Origin of the sequence: Variovorax sp. (assembly GCF_965279555.1) — a bacterium.
Lineage (GTDB): Bacteria > Pseudomonadota > Gammaproteobacteria > Burkholderiales > Burkholderiaceae_C > Variovorax.
Genome location: NZ_OZ257247.1, coordinates 5,092,851 through 5,113,987 on the forward strand (window position 1 = coordinate 5,092,851; position 21,137 = coordinate 5,113,987).

Sequence of the window (21,137 nt, forward strand, 5' to 3'; positions counted from 1 at the left end):
CCTCCATCGTGGATTTCGGAACCTTCCTGGTCCAGTGCCTGAACTCCGTTCAGTACGGGCTGCTGCTCTTCCTCGTGGCCTCGGGGCTGACGCTGATCTTCGGGATCATGGGCGTCATCAACCTCGCCCACGGCAGCTTCTACATGATCGGCGCGTACATGGCGTTCTCGCTCGCGCCGGTGTTCGGTGACCAGTTCCTGCTGATGCTGGTGGCCGGCGTGGTGCTGGCGGCCATCTTCGGCTACCTGCTCGAGTGGGCCTTCTTCAGCTACCTCTACCAGCGTGACCACCTGCAGCAGGTGCTGATGACCTACGGGCTCATCCTGGTGTTCGAGGAGCTTCGCTCAATCTTCGTGGGCAACGACGTGCACGGCGTGAAGGTGCCCGCCTGGCTCGACGGCAGCTTCGCGCTGGGCAGCGTCATGAGCTACCCGTGGTATCGCCTGTTCGCATCGGCCGCCTGCATCGTGCTGGCCGTGGGCCTGTACTTCGTGGTCAACCGCACGCGCCTGGGCATGATGATCCGCGCCGGCGCGAGCAACCGCGACATGGTGCGCGGCCTCGGCATCGACGTGAAGCGCTTGTACCGCATCGTGTTCGCGGCCGGCGTGGCGCTGGCCGCGCTGGCCGGAATGATCGCGGCGCCGATGTCCTCGGTGTATCCGAACATGGGCGCGAGCGTGCTCATCATCTGCTTCGTGCTGGTGGTGATCGGCGGCATCGGCTCCATCACCGGCGCACTGGTGGCTTCGCTGCTGGTGGGCTTCGTCGACACCTTCGGCAAGGTGTTCTTCGCGGACCTGAGCGGCATCGGCATCTACCTGCTGATGGCCATCGTGCTGATCTGGAAGCCCGAGGGGCTGATGGGGAGGCGGCCATGACAGCCATGAAGAAGAGCGCCTTCCTGCTGCCCGTGGCCTGCGCGATTGCCATCGGCATCGCAGGCCCGTTCATGGGCAACTATGCGTCGGACTTCGTCGTGAAGATCATGATCCTGTCGATCTTCGCGCTCAGCCTGGAGCTGCTGGTCGGCATGACCGGCCTGGTGAGCCTGGGCCATGCGGCGTTCTACGGCATCGGCGCATACGTCACCGTGCTGGCATCCGGCAGCGAGGGCGGCAACTTCGCGCTGCTGCTGCCGCTGGCCATGGGCGCGGCGGCGCTGTATGCGCTGTTCGTCGGCGCGCTGAGCCTGCGCACGCGCGGGGTGTACTTCATCATGGTGACGCTGGCCTTCGCGCAGATGGCCTTCTTCGTGTTCCACGACACCAAGGTCGGCGGCGGCAGCGACGGCATCTACATGTACGTGCGGCCCGCCATCGGCGCGCTCGACTTGGAAAACCGCATGGTTCTGTTCTACGTGGTGCTGGCCTCTCTGGTGTTCACCTACGGGCTGCTGGCGCTCATTCGGCGCTCGCGCTTAGGCGCGGCGCTGGCAGGCATCCGCGTGAACGAGCAGCGCATGCGCGCGGCCGGGTTCTCGGTGTACGGCTACAAGCTCGCGGCCTTCGTGCTGGCGGGCGCGCTGGCCGGACTCGCCGGCTTCCTGCTGGCCTCGCGCGATGGCGTAGTCAACCCGGAGCTCATGGCCTGGCACAACTCGGGCGAAGTGCTGCTGATGGTGATTCTTGGCGGCCTCGGCCATCTGCGCGGCGCGGTGATCGGCGCCATCGCGTTCACGCTGCTGAAAGAGATTTTCTCGACGCATGCCGTGATGGGCCCGCTGGCCGACCACTGGCAGCTGACGCTGGGGCTGACGATCATCGTGTTCGTGGCGCTGCTGCCGAAGGGGCTGATCGGCCTGGTGCAACGACTGTCGCCGAAGGGGGCCGCATGACCCCGCGTTTATCCCTCCCCTCCCGGGGGAGGGCCGGGGTGGGGGCACGCGGCCTCCAACGCCGCGCAGCATCAAAGGCCGCATGCCCCCATCCCAACCTTCCCCCGGAAGGGGAAGGAGCAAGACCATGAACGCACTGCTCTCCGTCGAAAAACTCACCCGCCGCTTCGGCGGCCTCACAGCCGTCAACGCCGTCACGCTCGACCTTCACGTCGGCGAAGTCCATGCCGTGATCGGCACCAACGGCGCCGGCAAGTCGACGCTCATCAACATGCTCTCCGGCGAGATCGAAGCCTCCGAAGGCCGCATCGCGCTAGACGGCGTGGACATCACCGGCCGTGCCCAGTCGAAGCGCGCGCGCGACGGCGTGGGCCGCAGCTACCAGCGCACGACCATCTTCCCGGAGTTCAGCGTGCACGAGAACTGCCGGCTCGCCGCGCAGGCCGCCACGCCGAAGCCATGGGCGTTCTGGCAATCGTCGCAAAGCTGCGCCGCCAGCACCGCATCGGCCGACGCCGCACTGGAAGCGGCGGGCCTGGCCCACGAGGCGCACCGCATTGCCGGCACCATGAGCCACGGCGCGCAGCGCCAGCTCGAAGTGGCCATGTGCCTGGCCACCAAGCCGCGCGTGCTGCTGCTCGACGAACCGCTCGCCGGCATGGGCGCAGAGGAAACCGACCGCATGCTCACGCTGCTGGCGCGGCTGAAGGCCACGCATGCCATCCTGCTGGTGGAGCACGACATGGACGCGGTGTTCCGCATTGCCGACCGCATCACGGTGATGGTGAACGGCACGGTCATCGCCACGGGCAACCCCAAGGAGATCCGCGAGAACCCCGAGGTGCGCACCGCCTATCTCGGCGAGGAACAACACTGATGCTGATCGTCCGCGACCTCAACACCTGCTACGGCAACAGCCACATCCTGCGCGGCGTGCACGCCGGCATTCCGGCAGCCACCTCGGTCGGCCTGCTCGGGCGCAACGGCATGGGCAAGACCACGCTGATCCGCACGATGATGGGTTACGTGCGCCCCGCTTCGGGCGAAGTGCAGGTCGACGGCCGCACCGTCACCGGCCTGCCGCCCGAGAAGATGGCGCGCTTGGGGCTAGGCTACGTGCCCGAAGGGCGCGGCATTTTCCCCAACCTGTCGGTGCGCGAGAACCTCGTGATGAGCGAGCGCGCCGGCATCGACGGCCGCCGCGAATGGACCTTCGACCGCGTCATGGCGACCTTCCCGCGCCTGTCGGAGCGGCTGTCGCACGGCGGCCAGCAGCTGTCGGGCGGCGAGCAGCAGATGCTGTCGATCGGCCGCGCGCTCATGACCAATCCGCGCCTGCTGATCCTCGACGAAGCCACCGAAGGCCTCGCGCCGCTGATCGTGGCGGAGATCTGGCGCGTGATCGGCGAGATCCGCGCCACCGGCATCGCCACGCTGATCGTCGACCGCGACTACCGCAAGGTGCTGGCCCACACCGACTTGGCCGTCGTGATGGAGAAGGGGCAGATCGTGCGGCACGGGGCGTCGGCGGATCTGCTGGCGCAGCCGCATGCGCTGGAGGAACTGCTGGGGGTGTGAAGCCCGGCCCCGATCCCTTGCGTTGTGAGAGGGAGTAACACGTCCGTTCCACCGGGTTTCACCTCTCTACTGCGACAGTGCGACAGCCGAATGATGTGCGGCTGCCCACCCAGGCACAGCGAGGTTGAGCATGGCTTCCCTGCAATCGCGTCACATCGACAACGTCTACTCCATCGCCACCGGCGCGGCGCTGGCCGATCCGGCGCAGAGCCTGGTCCACAAGTCGTGGGCGCGCTGCGTGCGCGACCATGGGCTCGATCCGTCGAAGCCGAGCCCCGCGCGCATCCTTCCCGCACAGGAGGTGCGTGCGCACCAGCAGCAGCTCGAACACTTCCTGCGCGCCGCCCGCGCGGGCATGGAAGACATCTACCGCCGCGTGGCCGACCTCGGCTACATGGTGCTGCTGACGGACGCCGAGGGCATCACCGTCGACTACATCGGCCACCCCGCCTGGGACGACCAGCTGCGCAAGGCCGGCCTGTACCTGGGCGCCGACTGGAACGAGGCCCACGCCGGCACCTGCGGCGTGGGCACCTGCCTGGTCGAGCGCCAGCCGATGACCTGCCACCAGACCGAGCACTTCGACGCCACGCACATCGCGCTCACCTGCACCACCGCGCCGCTGTTCGACCACAGCGGCAAGCTCACGGCCATCCTCGACGTGTCGGCGCTGCGTTCCCCAGAGGCGCGCGAGAGCCAGCATCTGGTTCGCCACCTGGTGTCGATGTACGCGCGGATGATCGAGGACGCCGATTTCCTGCGCCACTTCCGCGGCCACTGGATCCTGCGGCTGGGCAGCGCCTACGGGCTGGTCGACGTGGCGGGCGAGGTGATGCTGGCCTTCGACGATGCCGGCACGCTGGCGGGTGCCAACGGCGGTGCGCGGCAGGCCTTTGCGGGGCAAGCGCTGAGCGGCGCGGTGTCGGAACTGCTGCACATGCCGATGGATGCGATCTGGCGCATCGGCAACGGCGGTGCGGCGTCGGCACTGATGCCCTTCGCGCACACGGTGCTGCTGCCGGGCGGGGGCGAATATCACGCGTCGCTGATCGCGCCGCGCGTGCGCAAGGTGTCGGCACCGGCAACCGCCGCGCCAGGCGGGCGACCGTCCGACCGCCTGCCGCCGCTGGAGCGCATCGCGGGCGACGACCCCGCGATGCAGAAGCTGCTCGCCCAGGCGCGCCGGCTGGTGGACCGCGGCATCCATGTACTGGTCGAAGGCGAGACCGGCAGCGGCAAGGAAGTGCTTGCGCGTGCGCTTCACGGCGCGAGCAGCCGCGCGGCGATGCCCTTCGTGGCGGTGAACTGCGCGGCCATTCCCGATTCGCTGATCGAGAGCGAGTTGTTCGGCTACACGCCCGGCAGCTTCACGGGCGGCCGCGCCAAGGGCATGAAGGGACTGATCGCGCAGGCCGACAGGGGCACGCTGTTCCTCGACGAAATCGGCGACATGCCGATGGCGCTGCAGACGCGGCTGTTGCGCGTGCTGTCCGAAGGCGAGGTACTGCCGCTGGGGGCCGAATCGCCGCAGCGGGTCGACATTGCGGTGGTCGCGGCCACGCACCGGCATCTGCCTGACCTGGTGGCGTCGGGGCGGTTCCGCGAAGACTTGTATTACCGGCTTTGCGGCGCGGTGCTGAAGCTGCCGCCGCTGCGCGAGCGCGGCGACATGCGCTACCTGATCGAGGGGATGTTCAATGAGGAAGCCGCGGCGATGTCTTCGCCGGCGCGGCTGTCGGAAGAGGCGATGCGGCAGCTGCTCGCGCATGACTGGCCGGGGAATCTGCGGGAGTTGCGCAATGTGTTGCGGCTGGCGCTGGCCTTGTGCATCGAGGGGAAGGTTGGTGTGGACGATCTTCAGCTACCTGCGCGCAACGCAAGCGCTGGGACTGCGGCCACGCACACAGCCGGAGCCAGCGAGGTTGCCAGCGCAGACCACCTGCTCGACCTGCTGAAACGCCATCGCTGGCATGTGTCACTTGCCGCGGACGAACTGGGCGTCTGCCGGGCGACGGTCTACCGGCACATGAAACGCCACGGCATCACGCCGCCGCGGCGCCTGTAGCAGCCGCGACGACTGTCGCGCGATGCGTGCGACAGATGCGACAAAACCGCCCGCAACCCATTGATTTGTCGTCGTGCCGCCCAAGGCACGAAAGCTGCGCAATGAACACCGCGCCTCGCAGCGCATTCATTCATCAACGACGCTCCGGAGACATTCAATGACAGACCCGACCCTCAGCTCGAGCGGCCCCACCCGGGCCGCTTCCCAATGGCTCGCCGACTTCGCCGCCGCGCTTGCGCAGGGCGACATCGACACAGCCGTCGCGCTCTTCGAGCCCGACAGCTTCTGGCGCGACCTCGTCGCCTTCACCTGGAACATCCGCACGCAGGAAGGGCCGGCCGCCATCCGCGCAATGCTGCAGGCGCGGCTGGCCGACACGCAGCCCACGGCCTTCGCCTTGGAGGGCGAAGCGACCGAGGCCGACGGCGTGGTCGATGCGTGGTTCACCTTCGAGACGCGCGTGGCGCGCGGCCGTGGCCACTTGCGGCTTCGCAACGGCAAGGCCTGGACGCTGCTCACCACCATGACCGAGCTGAAGGGCTTCGAGGAAAAGACGGGGGACAACCGCGTCAAGGGCGCGGAGCACGGCGTGCACAAGGGCCGCAAGAACTGGCTCGAGAAGCGCCGCGACGAAGAGGCTGCGCTGGGCTACACCGAGCAGCCCGAGGTGGTGATCATCGGCGGCGGCCAGGGCGGCATCGCGCTCGGGGCGCGGCTGCGCCGGCTGGGCGTGCCGACCATCATCGTGGAGCGCAACGCGAAGGCTGGCGACTCCTGGCGCAAGCGCTACAAGTCGCTGTGCCTGCATGACCCGGTCTGGTACGACCACCTGCCCTACATGCCCTTCCCCGACGACTGGCCGGTGTTCGCGCCCAAGGACAAGATCGGCGACTGGCTGGAGATGTACACCAAGATCATGGAGCTGAACTACTGGAGCTCCACCACCGCGAAGAAGGCGCGCTACGACGAGGCCACGCAGCGCTGGGAAGTGACTGTGGAGCGCGAAGGCAAGCCGGTGGTGCTGCGGCCGAAGCAGCTGGTGTTCGCACTCGGCGTGTCGGGTTATCCGAACGTGCCGAAGGTGGCGGGCGCGGAGAACTTCAAGGGCGACCAGCATCACTCCAGCCAGCATCCGGGGCCCGAGGCCTACGCGGGCAAGAAGTGCGTGGTGCTGGGCTCGAACAATTCGGCGCACGACATCTGCGCGGCGCTGTGGGAGCACGGCGCCGACGTGACGATGATCCAGCGCTCGTCCACGCACATCGCGCCTTCACAGTCGCTGATGGAACTGGCGCTGGGCGGGCTCTACTCCGAGCAGGCGGTGAAGAACGGCATCGACCACCACAAGGGCGACCTGATCTTCGCGTCGGTGCCCTACAGGATCATGCACACCTTCCACATCCCGGTGTACGAGGAGATGAAGAAGCGCGACGCCGGCCTGTACGCGCGCCTGGAGAAGGCGGGCTTCCTGCTGGACTTCGGTGTCGACGGCTCGGGCCTGTTCATGAAGTACCTGCGGCGCGGCTCGGGCTACTACATCGACGTGGGCGCCTCGGAGCTGGTGGCCAACGGCAGCATCCACCTGAAGAGCGGCGTGAACATCGAGCGGGTGAACGAACACTCGGTGACGCTGACCGATGGCACCGAGCTGCCGGCCGACCTGCTGGTGTACGCCACCGGCTACGGCTCGATGAACGGCTGGCTCGCCGACCTGATTTCGCCGGAGATCGCCGACAAGGTCGGCAAATGCTGGGGCCTGGGCTCCGATACGCCCAAGGATCCGGGCCCATGGGAAGGCGAGCTGCGCAACATGTGGAAGCCGACGCAGGTCGACAACCTGTGGTTCCACGGCGGCAACCTGCACCAGTCGCGGCACTACTCGCAGTTCCTGGCGCTGCAGCTGAAGGCGCGCATGGAAGGGATCGACACGCCGGTGTACGAGCGGGCGCCGTCGTACCACACGCGCTGAGTTGGTGTTGTCCCCTCTCCCGCTTGCGGGCGAGAGAGCCAAGCCATCATTCGCTGATGAACCGCCGCAGCCCTTCAAGATCGGTCACGGTAATGCCGCCGTACTCGATGCGAAGAAAGCCCGCCTCCTTCAGCCGGTTCAGCGCCGCGTTGCAGCGCTGGCGCGACACGCCCGACAGGTTCGCAATCTCCTCCTGCGAGGTCTGCAGGTGAGGCTCGCTGCCCGGGTGCAGCCACGGGTGGAACAGCCCGGCCAGCGCGCGCGCCACCTGGCTGTCGGCATCGAGCAGCCGGTGCGCCGCATAGCTGCCCATGAACCAGTGCAGCCGTTCGTTGATCTGCTGCAGCAGGAAATGGTCGAAGCCGCGCTGCGTGCGGTGCAGCCACTCGAAGGTCTCCAGCGGCAGCTGCGCCACGCGGCTGGGCCGCAGCGCAATGATGTCGGCCGAACGCGGCAGCGCGCGCAGCAGCGTGCCCTCGCCGAACCAGCTGCCCACCGACAGCCCGCCCAGCGTCACCGAGCGCCCGTCGCTCGAGGTGATCGACCACTTGAGCAGCCCTTCGAGCGTGCCGTACCAGTGCGCCGGCGTGTCGCCGCGCCGGCACAGCGCGGCACCGGGCGCCACCTCGACCTCGCGCATCTCGTCGAGCACACGCTCGCCCGCGGCCACGTCGAGCAGCGGGAACCAGGCCGAGCCTTGCAGCAGCTGGGGGATGGTCAGCGATGCCGCCTTGATGGCCGGCTTCGTGGTGGGCATGAAATGAAAGCTCCTGCGCGGACGGACCGCGCCTCGTAAACCCTGATCCCAAATGTCATCGCAATGACTGCCCGGGCGACGGCAGCCAAAAATAATAGCGCGCTTCCCACAGGAGAAATCGCATGTCGAAGCGCAAAGTGATCGTGACCATCGCCCCCACCGGCGGCATGGCGCACAAGTCGCAGAACCCCCACCTCCCCACCCAGCCCGCGGAGATTGCCGCCGACGTGCTGCGCTGCTGGAACGCCGGCGCCAGCGTGGTGGCCATCCACGCCCGCCGCCCCGACGACGGCGCCACATGCAATGCCGACGTGTACCGCGACATCAACAGCCGCATCCGCGCGGGCGGCAGCGACATCGTCATCAACAACTCCACCGGCGGCGGCGTGCACGGCGACATGGTGAAGCCGCTGGCCGGCGACCGCTGGGAGATTGCCTGGGAAGAACGCATCAAGGGCATGGATGCCGGCGCCGAGATGTGCACGCTCGACGCGACCACGCTCAACCTGAGCTTCGAAGGCAAGCAGATCCTGATGGACACGCCCATCACCCGGGGCCGCGAGCTGGCCGCCGGCATGAAGGCGCGCGGCATCAAGCCCGAGTGGGAGGTGTTCAGCCCCACGCACATCCTGCAGGACACGACCACGCTTATCAACGAAGGCCACGACGACGAGCCCTACTTCATCAACCTGGTGATGAACGTGCACCGCAACTTCCAGAACGCGATGCCGTACTCGCCGCGCTTCCTGCAGATGATGGTCGACACCCTGCCCAAGGGCAGCATCTTCTGCGTGAGCGGCATCGGCCCCTCGCAGCTCGAAGCCAACGTGGCGGCGCTGCTGCTGGGCGGCCATGCGCGCGTGGGCCTGGAAGACAACCTCTACTTCCGCCAGGGCGAGCTGGCCACCAACGTGCAGCTCACCGAACGCATCGTGCGGGTGATCCGCGAGCTCGACATGGAAGTGGCCACTCCGGCAGAGGCACGCCAGATGATGGGCCTGCCGCGCACAGGCACGCCGCGGCCCGAGTTCGCATTGGGCTGAACCGGCACTCACAAGAACAACGAACGGAGACAAGAGCACATGAACACATCCCGCACAGCACTGGCCCTGGCGCTCGGCACCGCGTTCGCCGCGAGCGCCTCGGCCCAGGTGTCCGACGACGTGATCCGCATCGGCTTCATCAGCGACATGTCGGGCATCTACCGCGACTACGACGGTCCGGCCGGCGCCGAGGCCATCCGCATGGCCATCGCGGACATGGGAGGCGCCATCGGCGGCAAGAAGATCGAGCTGGTCACGGCCGACCACCAGAACAAGCCCGACATCGCCGCCGCCAAGGCACGCGAATGGTTCGACGTGCAGAAGGTCGACATGCTGATCGGCGGCGTCAACTCGGGTGCGGCCATTGCCATGGCCGGCGTGGCGGCGGACAAGAAGAAGCCGTACTTCGTGGTGGGCTCGGGTGCGTCGAGCCTCACCAACGAGTACTGCTCGCCCTACACGGTGCACTACGCCTACGACACGGTGGCCATGGCCCGCGGCACGGCAAGCGCGGTGGTCAAGGCCGGCGGCAAGAGCTGGTACTTCGTGGCGGCCGACTACGCTTTCGGCGCGGCGCTGCAGAACGACGCGACCAAGACCGTGCTGGCCAGCGGCGGCACGGTGGCGGGTTCGGTCAAGCACCCGCTGGGCGCGAGCGATTTCTCGTCCTTCATGCTGCAGGCACAGAACTCGAAGGCGCAGGTGCTGGCTCTCGCCAACGCGGGCGGCGACACGGTGAACGCCATCAAATCGGCGGCGGAGTTCGGCCTTGGCAAGAACATGTTGCTGGCGGGCATGATCATCACCATCAACGACGTGCATGCGCTGGGCCTGAAGACATCGCAGGGCATGTACCTCACCGACAGCTGGTACTGGAACCAGAGCCCCGAGTCGCGCGAGTGGTCGCGCCGCTTCTTCGACAAGCACAAGCGCATGCCCTCCTCTTTCCATGCCGGTGACTACTCTGCCGCGCTGCAGTACCTGCAGGCGGTGAAGGCCGCGGGCAGCGACGATGCCGACAAGGTGATGGCGCAACTGCGCAAGACGAAGTTCAACGACATGTTCGTCAAGGGCGGCTGGCTGCGCGACGACGGGCTGATGGTGCACGACATGCACCTGATGCAGGTGAAGACACCGGCCGAGTCGAAGGAGCCGTGGGACTATTACAAGGTGGTCGAGCCGATCCGCGGCGAGGCCGCATGGACGACCAAGGCGGAGAGCCGCTGCACGCGGTGGAAATCGACATGAGCACATTCCTGGACGTGAAGCGCGCGGCGGTGGTCGGCACCGGCGTGATCGGTGCAAGCTGGGCCGCGTACTTTCTGGCGCATGGCCTGGACGTGAACGCGACCGATCCGTCGCCCGGTGCCGAAGAGCGGCTGCGCGCGGCGGTGGCGCAGCACTGGCCCACGCTGGAGCGCTTCGGCCTGGCGCCGGGTGCTTCGGTCGACCGGCTGCGCTTTCACGACAGCCTGGAAGACGCCGTGTCGGTGGCCGACTTCGTGCAGGAGAACGGCCCCGAGCGCATGGATTTCAAGATCGACCTGTTCCGCCGCATGGACGCAGCGGCGCCGCCGGAGACCATCCTTGCGTCGAGTTCATCGGGCCTGGCGATCAGCGGCGTGCAGTCGGGCTGCGCGCATCCGCAGCGCGTGGTGCTGGGGCATCCGTTCAACCCGCCACACCTGATTCCGCTGGTGGAGGTGATCGGCGGCGAGCAAACTTCGGCCGAGGCCATCGAACGCACGATGGCGTTCTATGCGGCCATCGGCAAGCGGCCGATCCACGTGAAGCGCGAGGTCAAGGGCCACATCGCGAACCGGTTGCAGGCTGCGTTGTGGCGTGAGGCCTTTCACCTGGTCAATGAAGGCGTGGCGAGCGTGGCCGACATCGACACGGCCATTGCGCACGGCCCCGGCTTGCGCTGGGCGGTGATGGGACCGTTCATGAACCTGCACCTGTCGGGTGGCGCGGGCGGCATCGAGCATGTGCTGGCGCATCTGGGCGGCCCGATCGAGGACTGGTGGAAGGACCTGGGCGCGCCGTCGATGACGGCGGAGCTGAAGCAGAAGGTGAAGGAAGGTGTGGACGAGGAGCTGGGCCAGCGCCGCACGGCGGACCTCGAAGCGGCGCGCGACACCCTGCTGTTGAACCTGATTCGCGCGAAGGCCGATAGCGGCAAGCTTGAATAGGTCGAGGCCTTGCTTGGCTCTTGTCGTGCTGTGAGCGGCTTGTTCGGGGCGCGCTCACGCCGACGGGGGACATTCGCGGAGGGGAGTACCCGGTGCCCTGTGCACGCACCCCGAACAAAACCCGGAACAAAAAAATGACCGACTTCCTCAACGACGAAAACCTGATCGCCCCACCCCGCACGGTACGCATCGACTTCGACGACGGCTCGTTCGCGCTGCGCTCGCCGGTGGCGCTGAAGCCCTATGCGCGCTGTATCGGTGAATGGATAGAACGCTGGGCGCGCGAGACACCCGACGCGCTGGCGCTTGCAGAGCGCGACGAAACCGGCGAAGGCTGGCGCAAGCTCGACTACCGTGCATTGCGACAGGCCGTGGGCTCCGTCGCGCAGGCGCTGCTCGACATGAAGCTGCCGGCAACCCAACCGGTCGTGATCCTCTCGGACAACGCCATCGACCATGCGGTGCTGATGCTCGCGGCCATGCACGTGGGCCGCACCGCTTGCTCGCTCTCCAGCGCCTACTCGCGCATGGCCAAAGAACCGTCGCGGCTGCACGGCATGCTGCAGGCGCTGAAGCCGGCACTCATCTATGCATCGGACGCCAGGGTCTATGGCGGCTCGCTCGCTGGCTGCGGCTTGGATGCGGTCACGGTGTTCAGCCGCAATGCCGATGCGCATCCGGGCTCGATCGCGTTCGAACAGTTGCTCGCGGTGCAGGAAACACCCGCCGTCATGCAGGCCTTCGCCAATGTGCTGCCCGACACGCACGCCAAGTACCTGCTGACCTCCGGCTCCACCGGCAAGCCCAAGGTGGTCATCAACACGCACCGCATGCTGTGCGCCAACCAGCAGATGATGGCGCAGACCTGGCGCTTCCTCGCGCAAGAGACGCCGGTGCTGGTCGACTGGCTGCCCTGGAGCCACACCTTCGGCGGCAACCACAACCTGCACATGGTGCTGTGCCACGGCGGCGCGCTCCATATCGACGAGGGCCGGCCCGCGCCGGGCCTGATCGATAAGACCTTGCACAACCTGCGCGAGGTGAAGCCCACGCTGCTTTTCAACGTGCCGCGCGGCTTCGACATGCTGCTGCCTTTTCTCGAAGCCGACGACGCGCTGGCGGCCGAGGTTTTCTCGCGGCTGCGGCTCGCGTTCTACGCGGCGGCGGCGCTCGCGCCTTCCACATGGCAGCGGCTCGAAGCCGTGGCGAAGCGCGTGCGGCCCACGCGGCCGTTGTGGCTCACCACCTCGTGGGGCGCGACGGAGACTTCGCCCGCCATCACCTCCGCACACTGGAAGCTCGACGGGGCCGGCTGCATCGGCGCGCCGCTGCCTGGGCTGGAGCTGAAGTTCGTGCCCAACGGCGAGAAGCTGGAGATGCGCGTCAAGGGTGTCTCGGTGTTCCCCGGCTATCGCGACGCGCCGCGTGAAACCGCCGATGCCTTCGACGCAGAAGGCTACTACCGCATCGGCGACGCCGGCTATCTCGCGAACCCGGCGCAGCCCGCGCACGGCGTGATCTTCAACGGCCGCGTGGCGGAAGACTTCAAGCTCTCCAGCGGCACTTGGGTGTCGGTGGGCACGCTGCGCGTGAAGCTGGTGTCGATGCTCGCGCCGCATGCGCAGGACGTGGTGCTCACAGGCCACGACCGCGACGAGATCGGCATGCTGGTATTCGCGAGCCCGCAAGGCGCCGCGCTGCCGCCGGAGGCCATGGGCGAGCGCATCGCCGGCGTACTGCGTTCGCTGCGCGACGAGGGCGCGGGCTCCTCGCAGTGCCCGGCCTGCGCGCTGGTGCTGGCGGAGCCGCCGAGCCTCGATGCGGGCGAGATCACCGACAAGGGCTACATCAACCAGCGCGCGGTGCTGACGCGGCGCGCGGCCGAGGTGGAACGGCTGCACGCTCGCGTACCTGCGGGCGATACGCAGGTGGTACGGCTCGACGCCTGATTGCCCGGCGAGGGCCGGCAAATGCTCAGGCCTGCTCGAACAGCTCCAGCAGCGTGTTCTTCAGCCAGCGGTGCAGCCCCGAGGTCTCGTTGCGCTGGTGCCAGAACAGCTCGATGATGCGCGGCGGCGCCTCCAGCGGCACGGGCAGCTTGCGCAAGCCGGTCAGGCGCGGAGGCTCGAACTTCTCGGACCATGGCAGCACCGCGATCAGGTCGGAGCGGCGCACCACTTCGTATGCCGCGCCGTAGTGGTTCACCGTTGCGACCAGGTTGCGCTGCAGTCCCCGGCTGCGCAGGAACAGGTCGTAGGTCGGCGTGGTCTTGCCGACCAGGCTCACATCCACATGGCGTGCGGCAAGAAACTTCTTCAGCGGAATCCTTTCGGCGCGCGCCAACGGATGGCCGGCACGCATGATGCAGACGAAATCGGGCGACCACAGCGCCCGTGACTTGAGGAACGCCGGCCGCCGCACTTCCTCGTTGTAGACGCTGATCGCGAAATCGGCCTTGTTGTCGGCCAGCACCGGGCCGAAGTCGACCAGCGTGTTCGGAATGGCATGGACCTGCATCGAAGGTGCGACCTTGCCCAGCCTTTGCGCCAGCCGCGGCACCACGATGGAGGCCACGTAGTCGGACATGGCGATGCTCACGCTCGCGGTGCTGCGCAGCGCGTCGAACTGCTCGACATCCATCGTCGCGCGGATCGCGTGCAGCGACTGAGACAGCGGCTCCCACAGGTCGATGGCGCGCCGCGTCGGGTTGACGCCCACGCCGCTGCGCACGAAGAGCGGATCGTCGAAGGTGTCGCGCAGCCGGCGCAGCGCGTTGCTGACCGCGGGCTGCGTCAATGACAGCTTGCTGGCCGCGCGCGTGACGTTGCCCTCGGTCATGAGGGCCTCGAACACCTTCAGCAGGTTGAGGTCGGCATTGCGGTAGTTCATCGCGCGTCCTCTCCATCCATTCATTCACTGGATCAATAAACACAATCACGCATATAAATTTGTCGTGATATCCCTCCCGATCCTACGATCTGCCGCTTCTCTGCACCACCGAAGTCGAGGGATTCACATGACCATGCTGTCGGCCCGCATCGAGCGCCTGCCGTTCTCCGGTTTCCATCGGCGCCTGCTCCTCATGGGAGGACTGGGCTACACCTTCGACGCAATGGACGCCGCGGTGATCGCCTTCGTGCTGCCGGTGCTGCGCACCGAATGGGGGCTCAGCAGCGTGCAGATCGGCGTGCTGGCCAGCGCGAACTTCATCGGCTTCTTCTTCGGTGCGCTCGCATCCGGCACCTGCGGCGACCTGTTCGGGCGGCGCGTGGTGATGATGTCGGCGCTGGCGATCTACTGCGTGGCGTCGCTCTTCAGCGGCATGGTCGACAGCTGGACGGTGTTCCTCGGGCTGCGCATCGTGGCCGGCTTCGGCGCCGGCGCCGAAAGCGCGATCATCGCGCCCTATCTGTCGGAGTTCGTGGCGCGCCGCTACCGGGGCACCTTCACCGGCGCGCTGGCGGGCTTCTTCTCGTTCGGCTTCGTGGCGGCGGCGCTGCTGGGCTACTTCATCGTGCCGGCGCACCCGCAAGGATGGCGCATCGTCATCTTCATCACCGCGATGCCGGTGCTGCTGCTGCTGTGGTGGCGCCGCGCGCTTCCCGAGTCGCCGCGCTGGCTGGAAAGCCAGGGGCGGCAGGCCGAGGCCGGGACCATCGTGGACGCCATGGAGGCCGACGCCGCGCAGCGCGGCCTTGCGCTGCCCGCGCTCAACGCGGAAGACGTGGCCGCGCCGCCGCCCAGCAACAGCCGCGGCAGCCTGCTGAAGAACTACGCCACGCTGGTCTCCGCCAAGCTCATCCGCATCAGCACCATGACCTGGCTGATGTGGCTGGCGATCACCTTCAGCTACTACTCGTTCTTCACCTGGATTCCGAGCCTGTTGATCCAGAACGGCATGACCATCACCAAGAGCTTCGGCTACTCGCTGGTGATCTACCTCGCGCAGATTCCGGGCTACTTCTCGGCCGCGTGGCTCAACGAGAAGATCGGCCGGCAGGCCACCATCGTGAGCTACATGCTGCTGGGCGGGCTCTCCGCGCTGGGCCTGGCCTTCACGCACAGCGACGGGCAGATCATGGCGGCGGGCGTGCTGCTGTCCTTCTTCATGAACGGCACCTATGCGGGCGTCTACGCCTACACGCCGGAGGTTTTTCCGACGCAGGTGCGCGCGACCGGCTCCGGCCTGGCGTCGGCCATCGGGCGCATCGGCGGCATCACGGCGCCGATCCTGGTCGGCTTCATCTATCCGGCGCTGGGCTTCGCGGGTGTGTTCGGCATGACGACGGCGGTGCTGCTGCTGGGCGCGGCGGCCGTCACCTTCATGGGCATCCCGACGCGCGGCCGGTCGCTGGAAGACATTGCGGCAGCCGAACTTTCCTGACTCGGAGCCTCCATGCAACCCAAGCTTCTCGATGAATCGCTGTCGGCCGTCGCGCGCGCGCACGCCGACACGCAACAACCCCAGGCCACCTTCGACGCACTCGAGAAGGCGGTGGCCGCGACCATCGGCCACAGGCTCTTCACCATCCTGGTGCACCACCGCGAGGCGCGCGAGTCGGAACGCATCTACACCAACATGCGCGAGGCCTACCCGGTGGGCGGGCGCAAGCCGATCACCGATTCGCCGTGGATGCAGCAGGTGATGCAGCGCGGCCTGCCCTACATCGGCCGCAATGCCGACGACCTGCGCGACGTGTTCTACGACCACGAACTCATCGTTTCGCTGGGCTGCCGCAGCGTGCTGAACATTCCGCTGCGCTGGCGCGGCGAGACGCTGGGCACTCTCAACATGCTGCACGAGGAAAACTGGTACGACACCGGGCACGTCGAACTCGCGCGCGTGTTCGCGCAACTGGCGCTGCCGGCCGTGATGGCGCAACAGACCAAGGAGTCCATGGCATGACGAACACTGTGCTTTTCAGGAACGCCAACCTGCTCGACCCGCAGCGCCCCGAATTGCTGGAAGACCACCACGTCCTGGTCGAAGACGGCGTGGTCCGCGAGGTCTCCGACAAGCCGATCAGCAGCAGCGCCTCGGCGCGCACGATCGACGTGAAGGGCAAGACGGTGATGCCCGGCCTCATCGACCTGCACGTGCATGTGATCGCGGTGGAGCTCAATCTTTCTCGCCAGGTGCATATGCCCAACGTGCTCATCACGCTGCGCAGCGTGCCCATGCTGCGCGGCATGCTGCGCCGTGGCTTCACCACGGTGCGCGACGCGGGCGGCGCGGGCTTCGCGTTCAAGCAGGCGGTGGAATCGGGGCTGGCCCAAGGGCCTCGCCTGTTCGTCTCCGGCCGCGCGCTGAGCCAGACCGGCGGGCACGGCGACATGCGCGCGCGCTCCGACTACCTGATGAGCAACGACGGAGCGTGTGCCACCTGCGTGCGCGTCGGTGCGCTGGCGCGCGTGGTCGACGGCGTGGACGCGGTGCGCCGTGCCGTCCGCGAAGAGCTGCAGATGGGCGCGGACCAGATCAAGATCATGGCCTCCGGCGGCGTGGCCTCGCCGACCGACCCGGTGGGCGCCTTCGGCTACAGCGAGGACGAGATCCGCGCCATCGTCGAAGAGGCTCGCGGGCGCGGCACCTATGTGATGGCGCATGCCTACACCGCCGAAGCCATCGCGCGGGCCGTGCGCTGCGGCGTGCGCACCATCGAGCATGGCAACCTTGTCGACGCCCCCACGGCCGAACTAATGGCGCAGCTCGGTGCCTACGTAGTGCCAACGCTCGTCACCTATGACGCACTGGCCAACGAGGGCGAGAGCTTCGGGCTGCCGACGGAAAGCGTGGCCAAGGTGGCCAGCGTGCGCGAGGCCGGCCTGCGCTCGCTGGAAATCTACAAGGCGGCCGGCGTGAAGATGGGCTACGGCTCCGACCTGCTGGGCGAATCGCAGCGCCTGCAGAGCGACGAGTTCCGCCTGCGCGCCGAGGTGCTGTCGCCGGCCGAAGCCATTGCCAGCGCAACGACGGTCGCGGCCGAGGTGCTGGGCATGAGCGACCGCCTTGGCCGGTTGGTGCCGGGCGCGCTGGCCGACATCCTGGTGGTGGACGGCAACCCGCTGCGCGACGTCGGCTGCCTGCTGGGCCAGGGCGAGCGCATTCCGCTGGTCATGAAGGAAGGCGTGGTGCAGTTCGACGAACTGGGCACCGTCCACTGAAGGGCTACGGCAGCGCCAGCCACTTGCGCCAGAGGACCAGTGCCTTGTCCTGGTAGCGGCGGGTGGCGGCGAGCAGCTCGGCGCGCGGCTCGGGCGACATGAGTTCGGCCGGCAGCAGCGGATCGCGGATGAGGTGCGCGATCACGGCGCGCCCCAGCAGCAGCGACTCGCGCGTCGCCACTTCGAGCCTCTGGGTGCGCAGCCGCTTCTCGCTGCGTTCCAGGCCCGTCTGCAGGCGGCGGCAATCGGCCGTCAGGACGCGCACGTTCCACAGCTTGCGCGCGGCGGCCTGCGCGGCATCGTCCAGGTCGGCCAGCCGGAACACCAGCGCGCTGGACGAGAGCCCCAGGGCCGCAAGCTGCACACGCTCGCCCTCCAGCCCGCCCGCGAGGTTGTCGGGGCGGATGTGCAGCCCCGGCCGCAGCGCCGCAAAGCCGCGCAGCGACAGCGCCAGGGCGTGGTGGCGCCAGGCCGTCTTGTCGGCGCGCGGCACGCCGGCGTCATGCACGGCGAGCCAGTCACCGTGCCATGCGACGGTCTGCGCCTGCTTGTGCCGCCAGTCATCGACTGCGCGCGACAGCGCAGGGCCCTTGCGGTTGATCGCGTAGCTGCCTCGCTCGCCGCGCGCGATCTTGCCCTCGGCCGCGAGCCGCGTGAGGCCCACGCGCAGCGTCGACTCGCCGATGCCCATGAGCTCGCCCGCGCGGCACAGCGCCTGCGAACTCAGCGTGCCGCCGTCGGCCACCAGCAGGTCGAGGATCAGCTCCGGCGCGCTGGGGATGGCCACCGGCACATTACATACTTTGTCCATAATTGCGAAAGAGAGAAATATTTCCTAGGATGCAGCCGAGCGATCGCTAATGTAATTTAGCCCGAAAGGATGCACACATGGCCATGCAGTACGTGACGTACGACGTGGACCGCACGGTCTGCACCATCACGCTGAACCGCCCGGAAAAGCGCAACGCGGTCGACGGTGTCGTGGCCGCCGAACTGCACCAGGCCTTCGAGCGCTTCGAGGCCGACGACGCGCTGCGCGTCGCGGTGCTGACCGGCGCGGGCGGCAACTTCTGCGCAGGCGCCGACCTCTCGGCCGTGGGCGACCCGGCCCGGCGCAACGAGCTCGACCCCGAAGGCGGCGGCAGCGGGCCGATGGGGCCGACGCGCATGGCGCTGTCGAAGCCGCTCATCGCGGCGGTGAACGGCTATGCGGTGGCGGGCGGCCTCGAACTCGCGCTGCTGGCCGATCTGCGCGTGGCCGACGACGACGCGGTGTTCGGCGTGTTCTGCCGCCGCTGGGGCGTGCCGCTGATCGACGGCGGCACGGTTCGGCTGCCGCGCATCGTGGGCATGGGGCGGGCGCTCGACATGATTCTTTCGGGCCGTCCGGTGGGCGCGGCCGAGGCGCTGGCGATGGGCCTGGTCAACCGCGTGACGCCGCCCGGCGGCGCGCTGGCCGCCGCGCAGGAACTGGCCCACCAGCTCGCCGCCTTTCCGCAGCAATGCATGCTGGCCGACCGCCGCTCCGCCTACGGGCAGTGGGACATGCCGCTGGCCGAAGCGCTGCGCCGCGAAGGCGCCCAAGGCGTGCCGATGGTCTTTGCCGAGGGCGAAACCGGCGCCGCGCGTTTTGCCGGCGGCGCGGGCCGCCACGGCGAGTTCGGGCGCTGAAGCCCTCAGCGCCTGGGTGCGGGCTTGTTCGGCTTCGGCTTGCTCCCGCCGAACATCTTCTCCACCTGCTGCCCCACCCGCGCCCCGATGGCCGTGCCCACGCCCGGCAGCACCGCGCTGCCGATGGCCGCGCCGGTGAGCGCGGCGCCGGTCAGCGAGAGCTCGGGGTCGCTCACGGTGCCGCCTATCTTGAGCGGCACGCCGACCACGCCGTCGACCAGGTCCACCGCGATCTCGCCGTCGAGCTTGCGGTTGAACAGCTTCAGGCTGCCGCTCGCGGTGAGCACGCCCGACCTGGCCTTGAGGTTGGAGTACTGCAGCACCACGCCGTTATCGGTGCCCTGGGTGTCGAGCGTGCCCGTGAGCTCGTCCAGCGGCGTGCGTCCGCCACGGCTGATGCCGGCGGTGCTCACTGCCTTGGCCACGTCCAGCTTGGTGAGCGTGGCGGGCTGCACGGAGAAGGTGGTGCGGGTGTGCAGGTTGCGGACCAGCGCGCTGACCTCTTCGGCGCTGCCCGCCTCGGCCACCAGCGTCGAGTGGCCGGAGACCTTGCCGGCCACCGAGGTGCGGCGATCGAAGGCCTGCACCAGGCTTTCGATGTCGACCTGGCGCGGGTCGAGCTCGGCCGACACGCGCAGCTTGCCGTTGGCCAGGGTCTCGAAGCGCGCGACGCCGTTCAAGGTGCCGCCGCCCACGTCGATGCGTGTGCGCCAGCGGTCCTGCCCCGCTTCACGGTCCAGCCGCAGGCGCGCAGGTGGCAAGGGCGATGCCAGGCCGGCGCGCTCCACGCGGGCCTGGCGCGGGCGCCACTGGGGGTCGAAGACGATGTCGCCGTCGTAGGCCAGCGCAATGTCGCGCCGGTCGATCCAGCTCAGGTCGCGCCAGCGCACCCGTTCCACGGGCACCGGTGCCAGGGTCCAGGGTGCCGGCAGTGCCACGGGCGCCGCGCCCTCGACGGGCTTGGGGCCCTTGCCGCGAAAGGCCCGCACCGACGCGCTGGGCAGCACCAGGCTTTCGATCTCGACGTCGTCCAGCGCAATGACGCGGTGCAGCAGCGGTGCCAGCTTGAGCCGCAGCGTGACCTGCCGCAGGGTGATGGGCCGAGGCTGCCCGGTGGCGACGTCGGACAACACCAGCATGGGCATCGGCAACAGCGACCAACGGGCGCTGCCGACCTTCAGCGGCACGCCGAAGCGCTGCTCGAAGCCCTCGGCGATCTTCGCGGCCACCTCTTCGTCGGTGGGGAGCTTCGAGCGCACCACCAGCACCAGGGCGCCCACGCCGATCACCAGGACGGCGGCAATGCCGAGGAGCCAGCGGCGGACAGGGTGCTTCATCGATCCAAGTTAACACGCAAAGGCGACTGCCGATGTCAGCCGCCGTCGCTATAGTTTTAGCCACCTATTTCAGGAAAGAAGAACCGAATGCGTATCTGGAAAAAAGAGATCTCCGTCGAGGAGCTGACCCGCAACCACGTCGGGACTGCCGTCTCCACGCTGGGCATGGAGTTCCTGGAGGTGGGCGACGATTTCATCCGCGCCCGCTGCCCGGTCGACGAGCGCACCCGCCAGCCCTACGGCATCCTGCACGGCGGCGTGTCGGTGGTGCTGGCCGAGACGCTGGGCTCCTGCGGCGCCCACTATTCCGCCCCCGAAGGCGACCGCGCGGTGGGGCTGGACATCAACGCGAACCACATCCGCTCCGTCACCAGCGGCTGGGTGATCGGCACGGCGCGGCCGGTGCACCGGGGCCGCACCACGCAGGTCTGGCAGATCGACCTGACCAACGAGGCGGGCGAACTGACCTGCGTCTCGCGCATCACGATGGCGGTGCTGCAGCCGCGCTGAGGACGGCGGTTTT

General features: G+C 68.1%; 19 protein-coding genes. 15 read left to right on the forward strand and 4 right to left on the reverse strand.

Annotated elements, in window-relative coordinates:
• Positions 1 to 8: 8 nt before the first annotated feature.
• The 6 genes from ACQY8B_RS23820 to ACQY8B_RS23845 all read left to right on the forward strand — a co-directional run bounded on the left by ACQY8B_RS23820 (position 9) and on the right by ACQY8B_RS23845 (position 7,449).
• On the forward strand, positions 9 to 881 hold the full coding sequence (locus ACQY8B_RS23820; RefSeq protein WP_422088970.1) for a branched-chain amino acid ABC transporter permease: 873 nt from the start codon (positions 9 to 11) through the stop codon (positions 879 to 881).
• The gene (locus ACQY8B_RS23825) at positions 878 to 1,837 is read left to right on the forward strand and encodes a branched-chain amino acid ABC transporter permease (protein ID WP_422088971.1); all 960 of its coding nucleotides are present in this window, start codon (positions 878 to 880) and stop codon (positions 1,835 to 1,837) included. Before ACQY8B_RS23820 ends, ACQY8B_RS23825 begins: the two co-directional genes overlap by 4 nt.
• 127 nt (positions 1,838 to 1,964) lie before the next feature.
• Positions 1,965 to 2,714, forward strand: a complete 750-nt coding sequence (locus ACQY8B_RS23830; RefSeq protein WP_422088972.1) for an ABC transporter ATP-binding protein — start codon at positions 1,965 to 1,967, stop codon at positions 2,712 to 2,714.
• Positions 2,714 to 3,415: an ABC transporter ATP-binding protein gene (locus ACQY8B_RS23835; protein WP_422088973.1), complete on the forward strand. Its 702-nt coding sequence runs from the start codon at positions 2,714 to 2,716 to the stop codon at positions 3,413 to 3,415. Before ACQY8B_RS23830 ends, ACQY8B_RS23835 begins: the two co-directional genes overlap by 1 nt.
• 130 nt (positions 3,416 to 3,545) lie before the next feature.
• Positions 3,546 to 5,480 carry a sigma-54-dependent Fis family transcriptional regulator gene (locus ACQY8B_RS23840; protein ID WP_422088974.1) on the forward strand — a complete coding sequence of 645 codons (1,935 nt, stop codon included), beginning with the start codon at positions 3,546 to 3,548 and terminating at the stop codon, positions 5,478 to 5,480.
• Positions 5,481 to 5,637: 157 nt separating this feature from the next.
• Positions 5,638 to 7,449 carry an NAD(P)/FAD-dependent oxidoreductase gene (locus ACQY8B_RS23845; protein WP_422088975.1) on the forward strand — a complete coding sequence of 604 codons (1,812 nt, stop codon included), beginning with the start codon at positions 5,638 to 5,640 and terminating at the stop codon, positions 7,447 to 7,449.
• 46 nt (positions 7,450 to 7,495) lie between these two features.
• Here the strand turns inward: ACQY8B_RS23845 and ACQY8B_RS23850 are convergent, their stop codons facing one another.
• Positions 7,496 to 8,206: a Crp/Fnr family transcriptional regulator gene (locus ACQY8B_RS23850; protein WP_422088976.1), complete on the reverse strand. Its 711-nt coding sequence runs from the start codon at positions 8,204 to 8,206 to the stop codon at positions 7,496 to 7,498.
• A gap of 122 nt (positions 8,207 to 8,328) precedes the next feature.
• Between ACQY8B_RS23850 and ACQY8B_RS23855 the strand changes: the two genes are divergently transcribed.
• From ACQY8B_RS23855 to ACQY8B_RS23870, 4 genes are all read left to right on the forward strand, one after another.
• A complete protein-coding gene (locus ACQY8B_RS23855; RefSeq protein WP_422088977.1) occupies positions 8,329 to 9,249 on the forward strand; it encodes a 3-keto-5-aminohexanoate cleavage protein in 921 nt (306 codons plus the stop codon).
• Between the two features lie 39 nt (positions 9,250 to 9,288).
• The gene (locus ACQY8B_RS23860) at positions 9,289 to 10,497 is read left to right on the forward strand and encodes an ABC transporter substrate-binding protein (RefSeq protein ID WP_422088978.1); all 1,209 of its coding nucleotides are present in this window, start codon (positions 9,289 to 9,291) and stop codon (positions 10,495 to 10,497) included.
• The gene (locus tag ACQY8B_RS23865; RefSeq protein WP_422088979.1) at positions 10,494 to 11,441 is read left to right on the forward strand and encodes a 3-hydroxyacyl-CoA dehydrogenase NAD-binding domain-containing protein; all 948 of its coding nucleotides are present in this window, start codon (positions 10,494 to 10,496) and stop codon (positions 11,439 to 11,441) included. The genes ACQY8B_RS23860 and ACQY8B_RS23865 overlap by 4 nt, the downstream gene beginning before the upstream one ends.
• A 134-nt stretch (positions 11,442 to 11,575) precedes the next feature.
• Complete coding sequence (locus ACQY8B_RS23870; protein WP_422088980.1) at positions 11,576 to 13,390, forward strand: feruloyl-CoA synthase; 1,815 nt, start codon at positions 11,576 to 11,578, stop codon at positions 13,388 to 13,390.
• A gap of 25 nt (positions 13,391 to 13,415) precedes the next feature.
• Here ACQY8B_RS23870 and ACQY8B_RS23875 read toward each other — a convergent pair whose 3' ends face one another.
• Positions 13,416 to 14,330, reverse strand: coding sequence for a LysR substrate-binding domain-containing protein (locus ACQY8B_RS23875; protein ID WP_422088981.1), 915 nt, complete (start codon positions 14,328 to 14,330; stop codon positions 13,416 to 13,418).
• Between the two features lie 127 nt (positions 14,331 to 14,457).
• On the opposite strand from ACQY8B_RS23875, the gene ACQY8B_RS23880 reads away from it, so the two are divergent.
• From ACQY8B_RS23880 to ACQY8B_RS23890, 3 genes are read left to right on the forward strand one after another with little or no spacing between them, the layout of a single operon-like run.
• Positions 14,458 to 15,825, forward strand: a complete 1,368-nt coding sequence (locus ACQY8B_RS23880) for an MFS transporter (RefSeq protein WP_422088982.1) — start codon at positions 14,458 to 14,460, stop codon at positions 15,823 to 15,825.
• Between the two features lie 12 nt (positions 15,826 to 15,837).
• Positions 15,838 to 16,347, forward strand: a complete 510-nt coding sequence (locus tag ACQY8B_RS23885; RefSeq protein WP_093057076.1) for a GAF domain-containing protein — start codon at positions 15,838 to 15,840, stop codon at positions 16,345 to 16,347.
• Entirely contained in the window at positions 16,344 to 17,606 is a 1,263-nt protein-coding gene (locus ACQY8B_RS23890) for an amidohydrolase family protein (RefSeq protein WP_422088983.1), read from the forward strand. The genes ACQY8B_RS23885 and ACQY8B_RS23890 overlap by 4 nt, the downstream gene beginning before the upstream one ends.
• Positions 17,607 to 17,610: 4 nt before the next feature.
• Here ACQY8B_RS23890 and ACQY8B_RS23895 read toward each other — a convergent pair whose 3' ends face one another.
• A complete protein-coding gene (locus ACQY8B_RS23895; protein ID WP_422088984.1) occupies positions 17,611 to 18,393 on the reverse strand; it encodes a PaaX family transcriptional regulator in 783 nt (260 codons plus the stop codon).
• A 101-nt stretch (positions 18,394 to 18,494) separates the two neighbouring features.
• Between ACQY8B_RS23895 and ACQY8B_RS23900 the strand changes: the two genes are divergently transcribed.
• The gene (locus ACQY8B_RS23900; RefSeq protein ID WP_422088985.1) at positions 18,495 to 19,277 is read left to right on the forward strand and encodes a crotonase/enoyl-CoA hydratase family protein; all 783 of its coding nucleotides are present in this window, start codon (positions 18,495 to 18,497) and stop codon (positions 19,275 to 19,277) included.
• 5 nt (positions 19,278 to 19,282) lie between these two features.
• Here the strand turns inward: ACQY8B_RS23900 and ACQY8B_RS23905 are convergent, their stop codons facing one another.
• Positions 19,283 to 20,614: a hypothetical protein gene (locus tag ACQY8B_RS23905; RefSeq protein WP_422088986.1), complete on the reverse strand. Its 1,332-nt coding sequence runs from the start codon at positions 20,612 to 20,614 to the stop codon at positions 19,283 to 19,285.
• Between the two features lie 87 nt (positions 20,615 to 20,701).
• Between ACQY8B_RS23905 and ACQY8B_RS23910 the strand changes: the two genes are divergently transcribed.
• Positions 20,702 to 21,124, forward strand: a complete 423-nt coding sequence (locus ACQY8B_RS23910; RefSeq protein ID WP_081267295.1) for a hotdog fold thioesterase — start codon at positions 20,702 to 20,704, stop codon at positions 21,122 to 21,124.
• The last annotated feature ends 13 nt before the right edge of the window (positions 21,125 to 21,137 follow it).